At 42.3% G+C, this 15837-nt stretch carries 15 protein-coding genes, 3 tRNA genes and 1 other RNA gene; 10 read left to right on the plus strand and 9 right to left on the minus strand.

Annotated elements, in window-relative coordinates; all coding sequences use genetic code 11:
* Positions 1-95 precede the first annotated feature (95 nt).
* Both HHA42_RS00620 and HHA42_RS00625 read left to right on the plus strand, forming a co-directional pair.
* Positions 96-611 carry a hypothetical protein gene (locus tag HHA42_RS00620; RefSeq protein WP_168418039.1) on the plus strand — a complete coding sequence of 172 codons (516 nt, stop codon included), beginning with the start codon at positions 96-98 and terminating at the stop codon, positions 609-611.
* A 354-nt stretch (positions 612-965) separates the two neighbouring features.
* Positions 966-2591 (plus strand): NAD+ synthase, encoded by a 1626-nt coding sequence (locus tag HHA42_RS00625; RefSeq protein WP_168418038.1) that lies wholly within the window; start codon positions 966-968, stop codon positions 2589-2591.
* Between the two features lie 145 nt (positions 2592-2736).
* Here HHA42_RS00625 and HHA42_RS00630 read toward each other — a convergent pair.
* Positions 2737-2813: transfer RNA gene (locus tag HHA42_RS00630), tRNA-Met, on the minus strand.
* A gap of 179 nt (positions 2814-2992) precedes the next feature.
* Here HHA42_RS00630 and HHA42_RS00635 point away from each other — a divergent pair.
* A complete protein-coding gene (locus HHA42_RS00635) occupies positions 2993-3418 on the plus strand; it encodes a hypothetical protein (protein WP_168418037.1) in 426 nt (141 codons plus the stop codon).
* Positions 3419-3458: 40 nt separating this feature from the next.
* On the opposite strand, the gene HHA42_RS00640 is transcribed toward HHA42_RS00635, so the two are convergent.
* The 4 genes from HHA42_RS00640 to coaD form a co-directional block, all read right to left on the minus strand.
* Positions 3459-3535: transfer RNA gene (locus tag HHA42_RS00640), tRNA-Met, on the minus strand.
* Between the two features lie 73 nt (positions 3536-3608).
* Positions 3609-3986: RNase P RNA component class A (rnpB, locus tag HHA42_RS00645), an RNA gene on the minus strand.
* Between the two features lie 27 nt (positions 3987-4013).
* A complete protein-coding gene (locus tag HHA42_RS00650; protein ID WP_168418036.1) occupies positions 4014-4277 on the minus strand; it encodes a YfhL family 4Fe-4S dicluster ferredoxin in 264 nt (87 codons plus the stop codon).
* 1 nt (position 4278) lies between these two features.
* Positions 4279-4770: a pantetheine-phosphate adenylyltransferase gene (gene coaD / locus HHA42_RS00655; RefSeq protein ID WP_168418035.1), complete on the minus strand. Its 492-nt coding sequence runs from the start codon at positions 4768-4770 to the stop codon at positions 4279-4281.
* A 178-nt stretch (positions 4771-4948) separates the two neighbouring features.
* On the opposite strand from coaD, the gene smpB reads away from it, so the two are divergent.
* Positions 4949-5425, plus strand: a complete 477-nt coding sequence (smpB, locus tag HHA42_RS00660) for an SsrA-binding protein SmpB (RefSeq protein WP_168418034.1) — start codon at positions 4949-4951, stop codon at positions 5423-5425.
* 100 nt (positions 5426-5525) lie between these two features.
* Here the strand turns inward: smpB and HHA42_RS00665 are convergent, their stop codons facing one another.
* Genes HHA42_RS00665 through rluD form a run of 3 tightly spaced genes read right to left on the minus strand, consistent with a single transcriptional unit; the run spans position 5526 to position 7990 of the window.
* Positions 5526-6095: a flavodoxin family protein gene (locus HHA42_RS00665; RefSeq protein WP_168418033.1), complete on the minus strand. Its 570-nt coding sequence runs from the start codon at positions 6093-6095 to the stop codon at positions 5526-5528.
* 39 nt (positions 6096-6134) lie between these two features.
* Positions 6135-6878, minus strand: coding sequence for a peptidoglycan editing factor PgeF (gene pgeF / locus HHA42_RS00670; protein ID WP_168418032.1), 744 nt, complete (start codon positions 6876-6878; stop codon positions 6135-6137).
* Positions 6879-6937: 59 nt separating this feature from the next.
* Positions 6938-7990 (minus strand): 23S rRNA pseudouridine(1911/1915/1917) synthase RluD, encoded by a 1053-nt coding sequence (rluD, locus tag HHA42_RS00675; protein WP_168418031.1) that lies wholly within the window; start codon positions 7988-7990, stop codon positions 6938-6940.
* 71 nt (positions 7991-8061) lie between these two features.
* Between rluD and HHA42_RS00680 the strand changes: the two genes are divergently transcribed.
* The gene (locus tag HHA42_RS00680) at positions 8062-9042 is read left to right on the plus strand and encodes an outer membrane protein assembly factor BamD (protein ID WP_168460904.1); all 981 of its coding nucleotides are present in this window, start codon (positions 8062-8064) and stop codon (positions 9040-9042) included.
* 198 nt (positions 9043-9240) lie between these two features.
* The gene (locus HHA42_RS00685; RefSeq protein ID WP_168525053.1) at positions 9241-11205 is read left to right on the plus strand and encodes a CHC2 zinc finger domain-containing protein; all 1965 of its coding nucleotides are present in this window, start codon (positions 9241-9243) and stop codon (positions 11203-11205) included.
* Positions 11206-11260: 55 nt separating this feature from the next.
* Here the strand turns inward: HHA42_RS00685 and hemA are convergent, their stop codons facing one another.
* A complete protein-coding gene (hemA, locus tag HHA42_RS00690; RefSeq protein ID WP_168418028.1) occupies positions 11261-12535 on the minus strand; it encodes a glutamyl-tRNA reductase in 1275 nt (424 codons plus the stop codon).
* Between the two features lie 78 nt (positions 12536-12613).
* Here hemA and HHA42_RS00695 point away from each other — a divergent pair, with 78 nt between their 5' ends.
* From HHA42_RS00695 to HHA42_RS00710, 4 genes are all read left to right on the plus strand, one after another.
* A complete protein-coding gene (locus HHA42_RS00695) occupies positions 12614-14326 on the plus strand; it encodes a tetratricopeptide repeat protein (RefSeq protein ID WP_168525055.1) in 1713 nt (570 codons plus the stop codon).
* Between the two features lie 8 nt (positions 14327-14334).
* Positions 14335-14913 (plus strand): lipoprotein insertase outer membrane protein LolB, encoded by a 579-nt coding sequence (lolB, locus tag HHA42_RS00700; RefSeq protein ID WP_168418026.1) that lies wholly within the window; start codon positions 14335-14337, stop codon positions 14911-14913.
* Between the two features lie 19 nt (positions 14914-14932).
* Positions 14933-15763 carry a 4-(cytidine 5'-diphospho)-2-C-methyl-D-erythritol kinase gene (ispE, locus tag HHA42_RS00705; RefSeq protein ID WP_168525057.1) on the plus strand — a complete coding sequence of 277 codons (831 nt, stop codon included), beginning with the start codon at positions 14933-14935 and terminating at the stop codon, positions 15761-15763.
* Positions 15762-15836, plus strand: a tRNA-Gln gene (locus tag HHA42_RS00710). The genes ispE and HHA42_RS00710 overlap by 2 nt, the downstream gene beginning before the upstream one ends.
* The last annotated feature ends 1 nt before the right edge of the window (position 15837 follow it).

The raw sequence follows: 15837 nt of genomic DNA on the forward strand, positions 1-15837 counted from the left end.
AAGCCTTGGTAGTTTGACTTAAACAAGATAATTAGATTGGGTCATCAGCCAATTTACGCTATATTTTTGATATCAGCCTTTCATGATCAATTTACATGCTGCAACTGCATTTCTTATTTTTAAGTCTGCTCATGCGTTTTTTAAAACTTGCGCAGTTTAAATATCGCTACTTAACACCTGCAGAAATACAGCTATGCCAGTCTGTGTTCGGTCATTTAATTGACTACAGCAAAGTCAGAGTCATGAATCACCCCTATTTACCTTGGCAACCACAACATATATTTATGGCACCCTGTGGTGATATTCATGTGCGTAATTTGCATTACCGTTCAGACTACACTCAAGCACATTTAGGCTATCAAGCCATTTTTATTCACGAAATGGCGCATGTCTTGCAATATCAACAGAAAATCAATGTCTTGCTACATGGCGCACTCTTACAAACGGCATATTATTTAAGCTTTAAACAGTACAATCCATATCGCTATCAATTGACTACAAACAAGCCTTTTTTTGCCTATAACATTGAACAACAAGGCGACATCGCTAAAGATATTTTCCTGAAAAAAATTGACAATATTATTCTGAATCCACCAAAACCAATTACTTAACTGAATATTCTTTAACTTGAGCGATCAGGCTTAAAACTACAGACAAACCTAATCTTAAAATATATTAATTTCAAATAAATAGCATAAAAATTCTGTCACATTTCAATGATATTCTGCAGCATACAAGAATAAAGTGTATTCGATGCTAGCATCTATTCTAAATTACGATAAAATAGCAAAAGTCTCTATTTTTGCACCGCAAAATAAGATCTTTATCTGTTAGATAATAAATGGTTTTTATTTGTGCCTTTCGGCAGTCGTTTAATCCACAATACACTGCGCTGAAATTTTTATAACAATAATAATCAGTCATTTATGTGTATTTTAAACCTATAGGAATAGGACTTAATTTAAATGAAATCTTTTAAAATTGCCCTTGCACAGTTCTCTCCACACATCGGCAATCTCGAAGCAAATGCGCAAAAAATGCTTGAACAGGCAAATGAAGCGAAAAAACAACACGCAGATCTGATTATTTTCCCTGAACTTTCTCTCTTGGGTTACCCAGCAGAAGATTTATTACTGCGCCCAAGCTTGAACAAACGCACTCAACAAGCATTTGAACAATTACATGAAATTAAAGATATTGTTTTAGTTTTTGGTTTTGTGAATGAAACTGAAGATGGTCAGCGTTTTAACTCTGCTGCAGTCATGAAAGATGGCAATATTCTTGGTATTTATAATAAACAAAATTTACCAAATTATGCCGTATTTGATGAGAAGCGTTATTTCGATGAAGGTCATCAGCATCTGGTATTTGAATACCTTGGACATAAATTTGGCGTATTAATTTGCGAAGACTTATGGGCACTGCCAACAGTACAGCAACTCGCACAACTCAATGTTGAAACAGCATTGGTGCTCAATGCATCCCCTTATGAAGTGGGCAAGCCACAACATCGTGTACAAACCATGACTGAGTTGGCTAAGCAACTCCATTTAAATGTCGTGTATGTGAACCAAGTGGGCGGTCAAGATGATTTAATCTTCGATGGTACCAGCTTCGTGATCAATCAAGCGGGCGATGTTGCACTACAAGCACCGACGTATCAGGAAGGTGTATTCTATGCTGAATATGACGCTGCTCAGAAACACTTTAAAACTGCAGAGATTAGCCCCGCTTTAGATACATTGGCAGAAATTTACCAAGGCTTGGTTTTAGCTACACGTGACTATGTTCAACGTTCAGGCTTCCCTGGGGTTATTTTAGGTTTATCGGGTGGTATTGACTCAGCACTTACACTTGCAATTGCAGTCGATGCCATTGGCGCAGACAAAGTACAAGCGGTAATGATGCCATATACTTATACAGCGCAAATCAGTGTTGAAGATGCGGCAGAGCAAGCCAAAGCTTTAGGCGTAACCTTCGGTATTGCGGAAATTCACCCTGTAGTAAATAGCTTCATGCAAACCCTGTATCCGTTCTTTGGTAATAGCCCAAGTGACACAACTGAGGAAAACTTACAAGCCCGTGCACGCGGTACGATTTTGATGGGGCTTTCCAACAAATTTGGTAACTTAGTCCTGTCTACAGGCAACAAATCTGAACTGGCTGTTGGCTATTGCACCTTATACGGCGATATGGTCGGTGGTTATGCCGTACTCAAAGACGTGTATAAAACCATTGTATTTGAACTGGCAAAATACCGTAACAGTATTGCTGACGCCCCTGTTATTCCAGAACGTGTGATTACTCGCCCACCTTCTGCAGAATTGCGCCCAGATCAGAAAGACCAAGACTCTTTACCACCGTACGAAATTTTGGATGCAATTTTGTATGCCTACATTGAAGAAGACCAAAGCCAAGAAGATATTATTGGCAAAGGCTTTGAACGCGCAATGGTTGAGAAAGTGATTCAATTGGTCGATCGCAATGAATATAAGCGCCGCCAAGGTGCCTTAGGACCACGTATCAGTTCACGTGCATTTGGTCGTGAACGTCGTTACCCATTGGTGAATGGCTGGAAACCTGGAATTTAAGCGAAACTACGGCTTAAACAGAAGCGTAAAAAACCAAGCGAAGGCTTGGTTTTTTATTGCCTGTATTTTAAGAACAGGGGCAATAAAGCGCATCATAAAATTTAGACATAAAAAAAGACCAAGCTGAGAGCTTGGTCTATAAAAATGGTGGCTATGACGGGACTTGAACCTGTGACCCCCGCATTATGAGTGCGGTGCTCTAACCAACTGAGCTACATAGCCATAAACTGTGTGCGCATTATCTAAACTTAGCCCTGTATCGTCAAGTATTTTAATTTACAAACGCTCACAGTTTAAACAAATACTTTTCAATTTATTAGTTTTTAGACAATTTACCTTTTTCTTACGGATTATCATTCATATTTACTGCAAAATTTATGCAAATGACCAGAGAAAATACTATGTCTTGTACTCTTCGTTTTAAATGGCTTGCTGTTGCAGGCTTAGCTTTGAGCTTAGGTGCATGTCAGGTCGTTGGGCCTATTTTGGTCGACTACAACGGTGTACGCCGCGACGTAGCACAATATATCAACTCAAAAATGAGCTACAGCTTTGCTGACAAACGTGTATTGGTGGCCTATGCCAAAGGTCAGCAAAAGATTCTTACTGCAGATCGTCTCAGTCCTGAAGCCCAGCAGCAATTGGCCTATGAGCGTGCGGTGGGACGTTATTGCGCATCACAACATATTTCACTGAAAAAGTTAAATCAGATAGATGCCAAAATTTTTAGCTATCCTGATCAGCAAGCCAACTGGCAACATATTCAAAACCTGCAAATGCAAATTCAGCTCGACACCAACAACATAGATTGCACAGGTAAATTTTAAAGATAAAAAAAGACCACGTTAGTGAACGTGGTCTGAAAAATGGTGGCTATGACGGGACTTGAACCTGTGACCCCCGCATTATGAGTGCGGTGCTCTAACCAACTGAGCTACATAGCCAAAAACTGTGCGCGCATTATCTGCTGTAATGCTATAGACGTCAAGCATTATCACACAACTATTGCTTAAAATTTAGTGAAGTGAACCGATAAGCCGGGTTCTGTCAAGAACGATCATTCCTCTAGGCGTACAATCACTCATACGCTCAAGCGACCTACCCGAATCCAGTACGGGCCGTACCTCAGGATTCCTATTTGGTCTTGCTTCTGGTGGGGTTTACCATGCCATGAACTGTTACCAGCCATGCGGTGCGCTCTTACCGCACCCTTTCACCCTTACCTTCAATTTCTTCCGAAAAAGAAACCATACGAAGGCGGTCTACTCTCTGCTGCACTTTCCGTCGGCTCACGCCGCCCAGGCGTTACCTGGCACCCTGCCCTATGAAGCCCGGACTTTCCTCCCCTGCTTTAGTCACGGAGACCTCCACAGCAGCGATCGTCTGGTTCACTTCGAAGGCGCATCTTAGCAAAGTTATGACTTAATTGCTTGCGCTTTTTTGAGCAATTAGTTTTTTATATTTTTCCATTAATTGTTCCTGTGTTTCCACATGCAGCGGATCGAGCGGAATACAATCGACTGGACAAAATAACTGACATTGTGGCTGATCATGATGCCCAACACATTCAGTGCATAAGGCTGGGTTGATTTCATAAATCAACTCGCCCATAAAAATCGCCTCATTCGGGCATACAGGCTCACAGACATCACAGTTAATACATTCATCGGTAATATATAAAGACACGCTACCAACCTTGTTGCAGTTTACGCTCAAATGCTTCGACCACGACTGGAGATACAAACTTGGTCACATCTCCCTTTAAGCGTGCAATTTCACGAACCAACGTAGATGAGATAAACGAGTATTGCTCTGACGGCGTTAAGAAAACTGCTTCATACTTGCCATCTAATTGACGGTTCATATTCGCCAATTGAAACTCATATTCAAAATCTGAAACCGCACGTAACCCACGTAAAACAGCTGTGGCTTTTTGCTCACGGAAAAAATTGACCAGCAAACCATCAAAGCCTACAAACTCAACATTTGGCAAATGTTTTAAAGAGGCTTGTGCCAATTCAACACGTTCTTCCAAAGTAAAAATTGGGTTTTTATGATGTCCAATTGCAATCGCGACCACGACTTCATCAAACATTTTTGCAGCACGTGTCACTAAGTCAATATGACCATTAGTAATCGGGTCAAAAGTGCCCGGATAAATTACGCGAGTTTTAGACATCCATTAAGCTCTAGTTGGTTTTGTCGGCGTTAGTTTAACAAATACAAAAAATTTTAGTGAACAAAGTCTACCGAATTATGAAACTTCACAGATATATGGTCTATAGTTGCAACGATTTTGATTTGTCAGCTAGTCCTTGTTTGAGGCACAATAGTCATAAGTTTGGAAGTAATTGATTATGGCGAAGGTAACTGTAGTTAAAAAAAATACGGGCGGCACAATTGCACAGAATAAACGTGCACGCCACGATTATTTTATTGAAGAAAAATTTGAGGCTGGACTTTCACTGCAAGGCTGGGAAGTCAAATCTTTACGTGCTGGGCGCATGACCATCACCGAAAGTTATATTTTATTTCGTGACAATGAAGCTTATTTATTTGGTGCACAAATTCAGCCGCTACTGTCTGCATCTACTCACGTTGTACCTGAGGCAACCCGTACCCGTAAACTTTTATTGTCACGTCGTGAAATTGAAAAGTTGATGGGTGCTGTGAATCAAAAAGGCTATTCCTGTGTACCTTTGGCTTGCTATTGGAAAGGCCCTTTGGCAAAGCTGGAAATTGCCTTGGTTAAAGGTAAACAATTGCATGATAAACGTGCTTCAGAGAAAGACCGTGATTGGCAGCGTGATAAAGCGCGTTTGATGCACAAGTAATTTAATAAATTACCATCATTTAAAAATTAGCATTACCAATAAAAAATGCTCGATTAAATATCGAGCATTTTTTATGGCATTTGTAAAAGTCGAATCAAACTTAGGCTTTAAGTTTTAATTCCACCAAATACTTGCCAAATTTGACCGCAGTTTCTAAATCACCTTCTGGTGGCGTAACTTCTACACTGGCATTGTCTGATTGTGTCATTAAACCCAAAAAGCTCGACATACGGTTAATGTCATGTGGGCTACGGCCCGTAGGCATAAACGGTAAACCTGACCACAACATGCCATGCTGCATTGCAAATAAATTAATTTGTTGCAAGACTGCCAGTTTATCACCACTTAACCCACCGCCATTGGTAAAGCCAGCGGCAAGTTTGCCTTGCCAAGTTCTGGCCAACCAGCGTTTGGAAGATTCTTCCATAAACTGTTTTAAGGCTGAAGTGATGCTTCCCATATACGTTGGGCAGCCCATAATAATAATATCGGCTTGGTCTAAGCTATCCCATTCAATTTCAGTGACCGCCATCAACTCAACTTGTGCGCCCATTTGTGTAGCACCCTGGGCAATATGCTGTGCCACCTTAGCAGTATGGCCATAAGGACTGTGATAAACCACCGCCACACGAATTGCAGCGCAAGAAGATGTTGAATGAGACACTGACATGAGAATGTTTAAAACCAAATAATTAAGTCAAGTTTAACACTAAGCCTGCATAAACACGAATGTTGCCATGCGGCCTGTACGTGGCTGACGGCGGTAAGAATAGTACTGATCGGCCTGCGAATATGAGCACTGATCACCACCCAATACCGTTATGACACCATGCTGCTGCAAAATATAGCGTGCAATCGCATACAAGTCGGCAAAGTATTTACCAGATTGTTGCCCATCTATAAAGGCCGTTTCCAGTTCAGAATATTTATCACAAAAGGCCTGTTTTACTTCTGCTCCAACCTCAAAACATGGCTGACTGATGGCAGCACCTAACCACGCCCATGTTGGTGCACTTTGCATTTCGGCAATGGTGTTTTCAATAATACCGTTGGCTAAACCTCGCCAGCCTGCATGCAAGTTGGCCACTTCTGTGCCTTCCGCATTGCCTAAAACCACAGGTAAGCAGTCCGCAGTCATCATCATTAAAACATGTGCTTTACGCTGTGTGACCAAGCCATCGCCCTCTAAGGCTTCAAAAGTGATTTGCTCATTAATGGTCTGACACAACACACTATGCGTCTGTGTCATCCAAGTCAGTTTATCGACCCCATATTTAGCAAACTCTGCCAGCAAACGCATACGATGCTGCTGCACACGCCATGCATCATCCTGCACATGCAGTGCCAAATTAAACCCAGACAGTTCTGTAGAACTTGTTTCCAGTGCCTGCACATGTTGTATGCGGGTTTGCCCGACATATACTCCTGCAGGGAGTCCTTGAACAAATTGCATGCCTCTATCCTTTTAAATGCATATAAAGCCCCATCTGAGCTGACAGATGTTGAATGGCATCAGTACGCTGCATTTTCGCTGCGTAATACATCTACCAATTGCTTAAAATCTTCAGGCCACGGCGCTTCAAACATCATTTCTTCATGTGTTCTCGGATGAACCAAACCTAATTTGACCGCATGCAAAGCCTGACGTTTAAAGTTACGCAATGTATCGTTCAACAATGCCGATGCACCCGCAGGGACACGCACACGTGGGGTATAGACAGAATCGCCCACCAAACCAAAACCAATATAGCTTAAATGCACACGAATTTGATGGGTACGCCCTGTTTCCAAACGTGCCTGAACGCGAGTGAAGTGCTGAAAACGCTCTTTCACATTGTAATGCGTCACGGCCTCTTTACCGCCCGGCAAGACCGCCATTTTAATTCGATCTACAGGATGGCGTTTAATCGGTTCATCAACCGTGCCGCCTGCAATCATGTTGCCATACACCACCAAGTCGTATAAACGATAAACTGATTTCTTCGCCAGTTGTTTGGTTAAAGCAAACTGTGATTCTAAGTTCTTCGCTACGACCAACAAGCCTGAAGTGTCTTTATCAATACGATGCACCAAGCCTGCACGGGTCAATTCGGCAGATTTAGGATAATGATGCAGCAAGGCATTCACCAAAGTTCCTGAGCTATTACCAGCTCCAGGATGCACCACCATGCCCACAGGCTTATTGATCACAATGATGTCATCATCTTCATAAACAATATCGAGTGGAATATCTTCTGGCAGGCTACGGGTTTGCGCTTCAAGCTCCACCTCTAAAGTCAAAAGCTCATCGCCTTCGCACTTATATTTAGGTTTGACCGTGTTACCATTTACCAACAAATGACCGTCTTTCAGCCACTGTTTTAGCTTTTCACGTGAAAATTCACTCCAAATGATCGCGGCAACCTGATCGATGCGTAGTCCCAAATGGCTGTCATCCAATTGAAATTGCAACGATAAACGTGTTGCAGTTGAGTCTGAAGTATGGTTATCTGCATCCTCAGCATCTTCAAGTAAATTGAACTCAGTTTCAGGTAAATTGGAATGGGTAGATTGTGCTTGACTCATTTGCTCATTCAGACAAAAGTGGTTTAATAGCGCAATTGTAGCTCATTGCCCGTATTAACAGAGGAATTTTTATGTCGCTACCACGTTATAAAATAACAATGCTTGCTCTTTCACTCGGCGTTGCGTCTGCAATTGTGGGCTGTAGCAGCAATCCAAAAAAAGAAGTGGTCGATACTGGTCCGCAGTCTAGCGAACAGGTTTATATTGAAAAAGCAGAAAAAGCACTGGATCGTGGTCAATATACCGATGCGGTGAAGCATCTGGAAGCTTTAGAAACATATTACCCAACAGGTGATTATGCGCAACAGGCGCAGCTTGAATTATTGTATGCAAAATTCCAGCAAAAAGATTATGAAGGTGCAATTGCAGTTGCAGATCGTTTTATCCGCATGAACCCGCAGCATCCTAAAGCCGATTATGCCTACTATGTGCGTGGCGTGGCGAATATGGAACAAAACTATGATGGCTTGTTGCGCTATACCTCACTCAAGCAATCGCACCGTGATGTCAGCTATTTAAAAGTGGCTTATCAAAACTTTGTCGACTTTATTCGTCGTTATCCTTCAAGCACTTATGCTGTAGACGCTGCACAGCGTATGCAGTTTATTGGTCAAGAACTGGCGGAAGCCGAAATGAATGCGGCACGTTACAACATTAAACGTAAAGCATGGGTCGCTGCAGTTGAGCGTTCTTTGTGGGTGATTGAACACTATCCACAAACGCCACAAATTCCTGAAGCATTGGCAACTGTTGCTTATGGTTATGGCAAACTAGGCGATCAGGCAACAGCACAACAATATATTGATGTGTTGAAACTGAACTATCCAAACTTAGTCAAAGCTGATGGTAGCGTGAACTTGCGTGCCGCACGCCACGATGCAAGTTGGATTAACCGTGCCACTTTGGGTATTTTCGGACGTGAAGCGAAAAGCAGCACCGAAGCACAGCAATCTGAAGCCAATGCACAAGCAGCACCATCACGCAGCTTAACCAACCGTTTAAGTTTTGGTTTGTTAGATCGTCCTAAGTCTCAAAACGACAGTGCTGAATAAAATAAGCACAAGCTGATTTGACAATCTTGAAAAATACCAAAGGCAAGTTATGATACTTGCCTTTTGTTTTACTAGGGCTTGTTTCAAACAGCAGAAACAGCTACAAAAGAGAATAATTCTGCCAACACTGACTTCAGTTTCCGACCTGTTCGGCAAAAACTGCTTTCAAACCAATTAAGAGATAAAAGACCGAAACGTATGGCCATTCCACAACACACAATTGATCAAATTCTAGATCGCACCGATATTGTCGATCTGATTGGTCAGCGCGTGAAACTAAAAAAAACAGGTCGTACCTATTCGGGCTGTTGCCCATTCCATCAGGAAAAAACACCATCTTTTCACGTCTACCGTGACAAGCAGTACTATCATTGCTTTGGTTGTCAGGCCAATGGTAACGCCATCCGTTTTTTAATGGATATTGATAACCGAAATTTTGTGGATGTCATGAAAGACTTAGCCAGTCAGACAGGCATCGAACTCCCGAAAGATCAGCACGACAGCAAAAAACTCTCCTATAAACGTGAAGCCAAAAAGCCAGCAACTATTGCAAAGCCAAAACCGCCTGTAAAAGATCAGCAGGAAACTGCTGCGGCTCCAACTGCAACAAACGAACATGCTAACGATGCTGACACGAGTGTGGGAATCGACTTTGATCCTTTTGCCGAGTTTCAAAGCACTGAATACTCAAGTTCTGAATTTCAGAACAGTACAGACCCTTTTGCAGGTTTTGAACAATGGGACGCCATACAGGAAACACCTGCGCAGGAAGGTAACTTATACGACTTACTCGAAAACGTGGCTCAATATTACGAGCAGCAATTACCGCATAGCCCTGCCGCACAACAGTATTTCCAAAAACGTGGTTTAACTGCACAAACCCTGCAATTCTGGCGTTTAGGCTATGCACCTGAAGACTGGCAACATTTGGAAAAAGCCTTTCCACAAGACATTGCAGGCTTAAAACTTCTAGGCTTGATTCGTACCAGTGACAAGGGACGTGACTTCGATTTATTACGTGATCGGGTGATTTTCCCAATCCGTGACAGCAAAGGTCGTGTAGTCGGTTTTGGTGGCCGTGCACTCAATGATGAAATCAAGCCCAAATACATCAACTCGCCCGACTCGGAAGTCTTTCATAAAAACCAATTGCTCTATGGTTTATATGAAGGCCGCAAGCAAAAAGCCCAAGACTATTTAATGGTTGAAGGCTATATGGATGTGATTGCTTTACAGCAATACGGTATTCATGGTGCTGTCGCAACTTTGGGCACAGCCAGTAATACTGAACATTTAAACATTCTATTCCGTCAAAACAACCGCATTACTATTGCTTTTGATGGCGATGCAGCAGGACAAAAAGCCGCACGTCGCACATTGGAAATTGCCCTGCCCTTGTTAAATGATGGGCGTGAACTGAAATTCTTTGTTTTACCGAATGAGCACGACCCAGACTCACTCATCCGCCGCGAAGGGATTGAAAATTTCCGCCGCTTGCTCGATCAAGCTCCCTTACTATCTGACTTTGTATTTGCACATCTGACCCAAAACCATAATGTCAGCACCCCTGAAGGCAAAAGTCAGGTCATGGGTGAACTGCGACAATTGACCGAGCTATTACCCAAAACTGGCTCTTATCGCTATTTGCTGCAACAGTTTTTCCGTGAAAAATTAGGTTTTAACCGTAAATGGCAGGCACAGACCAATAATGACGCATCCCTAAGTTTTAGCACCAAAGTCGATGCCGAAGAATATGTGATTGCGATTCTGATCAATCATCCCTATTTATACATTCACTTCGAGCCTTTACGTGCTTTGATTCCAAGTGATCACTTACTGCATCAAATTTTAAATATTTTAAATATTATTTTTGATGATTTACCAGATGATCCCGAACAGGCTAAATATTATATTTTAGGTGCATGTGCAGCCTATCATTTTGAGTTACATCGTATTTTACAACAAGCCAATGTCAGCGATTACACCACTTCCCCTGAACATGTCGATAAACTGGCGCAGGATTTTTCAACCAAACTGCAATACGATTGCTTACAGCAAAAAATCCGCTCCAAGAAATTCAGCAGCATTGAAGAAATGAAACGCTTAAAGCATCAAATTTATGAAATTGATAAAAAAAGATCGCTTACCTTGTTAGAAGAGTAAGCGATCTGCGCTCGTTCTTAATCGTTAGAAATAAATTTTAGGCCTAAAGTCGTATTTATTTACGACGACGTTTGGCAATCTCTGCCAAGTTTTCCTGCATAAACTCAAAACACTCAGGCTCATCACCTTTGGCTGCTTCGCGCAACAAAATCGATGTTGGATGCAGCAGTTTTTGAGTTAAACGATAAGAAAATTCCTGCAAAACCTGTGCAGCATCTTCACCTTTGGCAATACGTGTCATTGCCAAACTTAGCTCTTCCTCACGCAAACTTTCACCTTGTTCACGATAAGCATGAATGGTTGCACCCGCTTGCTGGACTTTTTGCTGAGTCACCAGTTCTGTCACCAGTTGATTGACCATGACTTCTGCCTCAACCGCCGCCTGACGACGTTGCGCCAAGTTTTCATCAATCACGGTTTGCAGGTCATCAACCCCATACAAATACACACCATCCAAATTTTCAATTTTTGGATCTATATCACGTGGTACGGCTAAATCGACCAGTAACATTTGCTGATAACGGCGTTTTTTTAAAGCCGCCTTTACTTCAGGATAAGCAATGACCTGATGCAAACTGCCTGTACAACTTGAAATCACATCGGCACGATGTAAATTGGCGGCAAGCTGATCAAACTCAATAATTTCAACTTCTACCCGATGTGCAATTTCCTGTGCCAATGTTTCGGCACGGGCACGGGTCCGGTTACAAATCAAAATTTTAGCGACACCCATTTCTGCCAAATGCTTTGCCACAAGGCTATTCATTTCACCTGCAGCTACCACCATCACTGTTAATTTTTCAGGATGGCTAAACACTTGCAAAGCCAGTTGCGCAACAGCATAACCCATAGACACCGCATGGCTGCCTACAGCAGTTTCAGAACGCACCCGCTTGGCTGCGTAAAAGGCATATTCAAAAATTCGGTTTAGTTGTTGCGAAACGGTATGTGAGTCTTTGGCTAAAGACAGCGCAGTTTTGACCTGACCCATAATTTGCGGCTCACCCAACATGAGCGAGTCTAGTCCACTGGCCACGCGCATTAAATGTGATACAGCCTGTGCATTTTCATAACGATAAACATGATGACTTAATTGCTGAGCATCAATACCATTTACACGGGCGAGCCAATTCAACACCTGCTCTGGATGTTCAGACATGGCGTAGACTTCGGTACGGTTGCAAGTTGACACGACCACCAAATCATTCAGTTCGGGGTGATGGCTTTGCTCAGCAAGCAAGGCACTTAACTTTTCTGGGTTAAATGCAATTTGCTCGCGCAACTCGACAGAGGCGGTTTGATGGTTGACACCCAATGCAAAGAAAGACATATCAGATCATCATTTCGCTAAATTTATGCTATTGTGCAATAACGGTGTCATAAAAAGCATTACTTGGATCAAGAAAAATTGCGTCAAACAAATAGCCGACCATACGGCGCGACAATTAAGCAATATTCTACCACATTCTTACTGGTCGGTAGCATGGCTTCTAGTGCTCATCTTAGAGCATCTGGAGAAATTTATCATGCAAATTCAAATTATAATGCTGTAAACCAAACCATGGTGGCCGAATTTGCCTTGGCCTATGGCGATATTCCCACCGCTTTGCACAACTACACTGTACTGGCAATCAAAAACAATTCAACTTCAATTAAACAGCGTGCTTTAAACATAGCAATTGAGCAAAATGACCTACGCGCGGCGCTCGATGTTGCAACGCATTGGGTAGTACAAGAGCCTTCTGATGTCCCTGCACTGTTCTATTTGGCGCACATTGCCCTCAAAGCACATGAATATGATTTGGCCGCAGAAACCTTAGATAAAATTCTGAATATTGATGCCACAGCAGACCTAGAACAAATTCTGGCAGGGATTGCCCCTGAATCTGCAGAAGACCGAGAGTTTCTGATTCAAGCCTTGCGCACCAGTAAAGCCAAAGACAACCCATCCATTTTAGTGTTGATTGCAGGTTTAAAAGCCCAAAATGGACAATACCAAGCAGCACTCAATACCATTAATCAAGCATTACGAAAGCGTCCTAAGGTGACTGGCTACATTTTAATGAAAGCCAATTTATTAGGCGTATTAGGCAATGAAGCTGAAACAGCCGCATGGTATGCAAAGTCTAGTCATAAGCACAAAAATAATTTTGAAGTGCGTCTGGCCGAAGCCAAATATCTAGTCAAAAAGAATGAAGCGACACAGGCGCTAAGCAAACTCGAAGCTATTTTAAAAAAATGGCCAGATGAAGACGAAGCTTTGTTTCTTGCAGGTTTAACCAGTATTGACTTAAAGCAATACGAAAAGGCCGAAAAGTACTTGGTCGAGCTACGCTATTCTGCGCAATATCAAAATGAAGCTTATTATTATTTAGCGGTCAATGCAGAACGTAAACAGCACTATGAAACAGCAAAAGCCTATTACCGACTTGTAGATGGCAGCCTATATACGGTTTCACGCCGCAACATGATCAGTATTTTTGCCCAGCAAGATAAACTAAACGATGCCCTGCGCTTTTTAACACAGGAACGTGTCAATTACCCACAACACGCCAGTTATTTGTATCAGGCACAGGCCGACATTTTAAAACGCATGAACAATAAAAAAGCAGCACTGCGTTTATTGGATGAAGCCATCAAGAACTTGCCTGATGATCCAGACCTGATTTATTCAGAAGTCTTGCTGCTCGATGCACATCAAGAAAAAGACAAACTGGATCAATTGCTCACCAAGTTATTGGAAATTGAACCGAATAGCCCAACCTATTTGAATGCTTACGCCTATACCCTTGCGCTGCAAAACCGTCGTTTGGAAGAAGCGCGCCGCTATGTAGAGCAAGCACTTGAATTTGCACCTGAGCAAGCTTCTATTTTAGATACCTTGGGTTATGTCAGCTATTTGCAAAATGACTATACCGCGTCTGCTCAGGCTTTAGAAAAAGCCTATTTACTGAGCCACAGCGCAGCAATTGGTGCACGCTATGCAAAATCACTGTATATGCAAGGTGATATCCAAAAATTCAGCCAAGTGTTACAACAATTACAACAAAATCATCCGAATGATCCGCAATTGCAACAATTAAATTCGCTATTGTTAGCGCAGCCCGTTAAAAAGAGTTAAGTGATTTTATGCGTTTATTTTCAAAATTAGGTCTTACCCTGTTTGTCAGTAGCAGTCTGCTCATTACAGGTTGTCAGCCTTTTGTGCAATCTCCCGCCCATGTTTCACAACAGGTCGAAGCAGAAAATCAGTTTAACCTACAAGGTAAAATTGGCGTGCGTACCCCGCAACAGTCTGGCAGTGCCTTTTTCACTTGGGTACAACAGCAACAACAGTTTGATATTGAGCTAAGTGGTATTTTAGGTGTTGGTAAGACCCAAATTAGCGGACAACCTGGGCAAGTCACCTTGAACAGCGCCAAAACGGGTTTAATTTATGCAGAAAGTCCTGAAGAGTTATTGGAACGTGCCACAGGCTGGCAAGCGCCTATTACCCATTTAATCGACTGGGTACAAGCCCGACCTGCAACCGTAGATGCTCAAATTCAAAAAGACAGTCAACAACGCCCTACGCAATTTATTGAAGATGATTGGACAGTCGATTTAAGTTATAACGACAATGCCCCTTTACCCAACCGCCTGATTTTGAAACAGGCACTTGAGTCAGGGCAGGAAAACCGTATTACAATGCTCATCCAAAATCGTTAATCACTTGCTAAATTTCGCCATGACTCGTGTTCCCTCACCTGCTAAATTGAATCTGTTTTTGCACATTACGGGTCGTCGTGAAGACGGCTACCATGAACTGCAAAGTATTTTTCAATTGATTGATTTATATGACTGGCTGGAATTTGAAGTGAATGACACAACTGACATTCACATTCAGGGCTTAAATAGTGTCGATTTAGAGCAAAACCTGATTTATAAGGCCACGCAAATTTTAAAGCCATACGCCAAACAAGTGACTGGGTTAAATATTGCGATTGAAAAGCACATCCCAATGGGTGCAGGGCTTGGCGGTGGCTCATCTAATGCGGCAACCACGCTAATTGTGGTCAATCAGCTGTGGCAATGTGGCTTAGAAATTGACCAATTGGCGGAATTGGGTTTGCAACTAGGTGCAGATGTTCCCATTTTTGTACATGGGCTTAATGCATGGGCAGAAGGCATTGGTGAACGGTTAACATTCATAGACTTAGCCCCGAAACAATATATTGTGTTAAAACCTGACTGTTTTATCAGCACTCAACTACTTTTTTCACAAAAAACATTGACAAGAAACTCGAAGCCCACTAAATTCTGCGGCTATCAGATAAAGCCATCTGACTTTGGAAATAATTTTGAGCCTGTGGCACGAAATTTATATCCTGAAGTCGATGAAGCAATGCGTTATTTAGACCAATTTGGTCAAGCAAAGCTTACAGGTACAGGTGCTTGTGTTTTTACTGAAGTGACTGCAGAAATGAATGTTGAATACATTTTGGCAAACTCACCATGTACCGCGTACTGCGTGAATAGCCTAGATGAATCTCCATTACGACATTTCACAGTACAATAGGGGTATCGCCAAGTGGTAAGGCACCGGTTTTTGATATCGGCATCCGTTGGTTCGAATCCAGCTACCCCTGCCAT

The sequence above is a fragment of the Acinetobacter sp. A3 genome (assembly GCF_012371415.1).
Taxonomy (GTDB): domain Bacteria; phylum Pseudomonadota; class Gammaproteobacteria; order Pseudomonadales; family Moraxellaceae; genus Acinetobacter.

Bases quoted from the DNA above. Each gene is read 5' to 3' on its own strand.
- lolB (WP_168418026.1), top strand. From the start codon at position 14,335: ATGCGTTTATTTTCAAAATTAGGTCTTACCCTGTTTGTCAGTAGCAGT.
- HHA42_RS00620 (WP_168418039.1), top strand. From the start codon at position 96: ATGCTGCAACTGCATTTCTTATTTTTAAGTCTGCTCATGCGTTTTTTA.
- HHA42_RS00665 (WP_168418033.1), bottom strand. From the start codon at position 6,095: ATGTCAGTGTCTCATTCAACATCTTCTTGCGCTGCAATTCGTGTGGCG.
- HHA42_RS00680 (WP_168460904.1), top strand. From the start codon at position 8,062: ATGTCGCTACCACGTTATAAAATAACAATGCTTGCTCTTTCACTCGGC.
- rluD (WP_168418031.1), bottom strand. From the start codon at position 7,990: ATGAGTCAAGCACAATCTACCCATTCCAATTTACCTGAAACTGAGTTC.
- HHA42_RS00635 (WP_168418037.1), top strand. From the start codon at position 2,993: ATGTCTTGTACTCTTCGTTTTAAATGGCTTGCTGTTGCAGGCTTAGCT.
- coaD (WP_168418035.1), bottom strand. From the start codon at position 4,770: ATGTCTAAAACTCGCGTAATTTATCCGGGCACTTTTGACCCGATTACT.
- hemA (WP_168418028.1), bottom strand. From the start codon at position 12,535: ATGTCTTTCTTTGCATTGGGTGTCAACCATCAAACCGCCTCTGTCGAG.
- smpB (WP_168418034.1), top strand. From the start codon at position 4,949: ATGGCGAAGGTAACTGTAGTTAAAAAAAATACGGGCGGCACAATTGCA.
- HHA42_RS00685 (WP_168525053.1), top strand. From the start codon at position 9,241: ATGGCCATTCCACAACACACAATTGATCAAATTCTAGATCGCACCGAT.
- pgeF (WP_168418032.1), bottom strand. From the start codon at position 6,878: ATGCAATTTGTTCAAGGACTCCCTGCAGGAGTATATGTCGGGCAAACC.
- ispE (WP_168525057.1), top strand. From the start codon at position 14,933: ATGACTCGTGTTCCCTCACCTGCTAAATTGAATCTGTTTTTGCACATT.
- HHA42_RS00625 (WP_168418038.1), top strand. From the start codon at position 966: ATGAAATCTTTTAAAATTGCCCTTGCACAGTTCTCTCCACACATCGGC.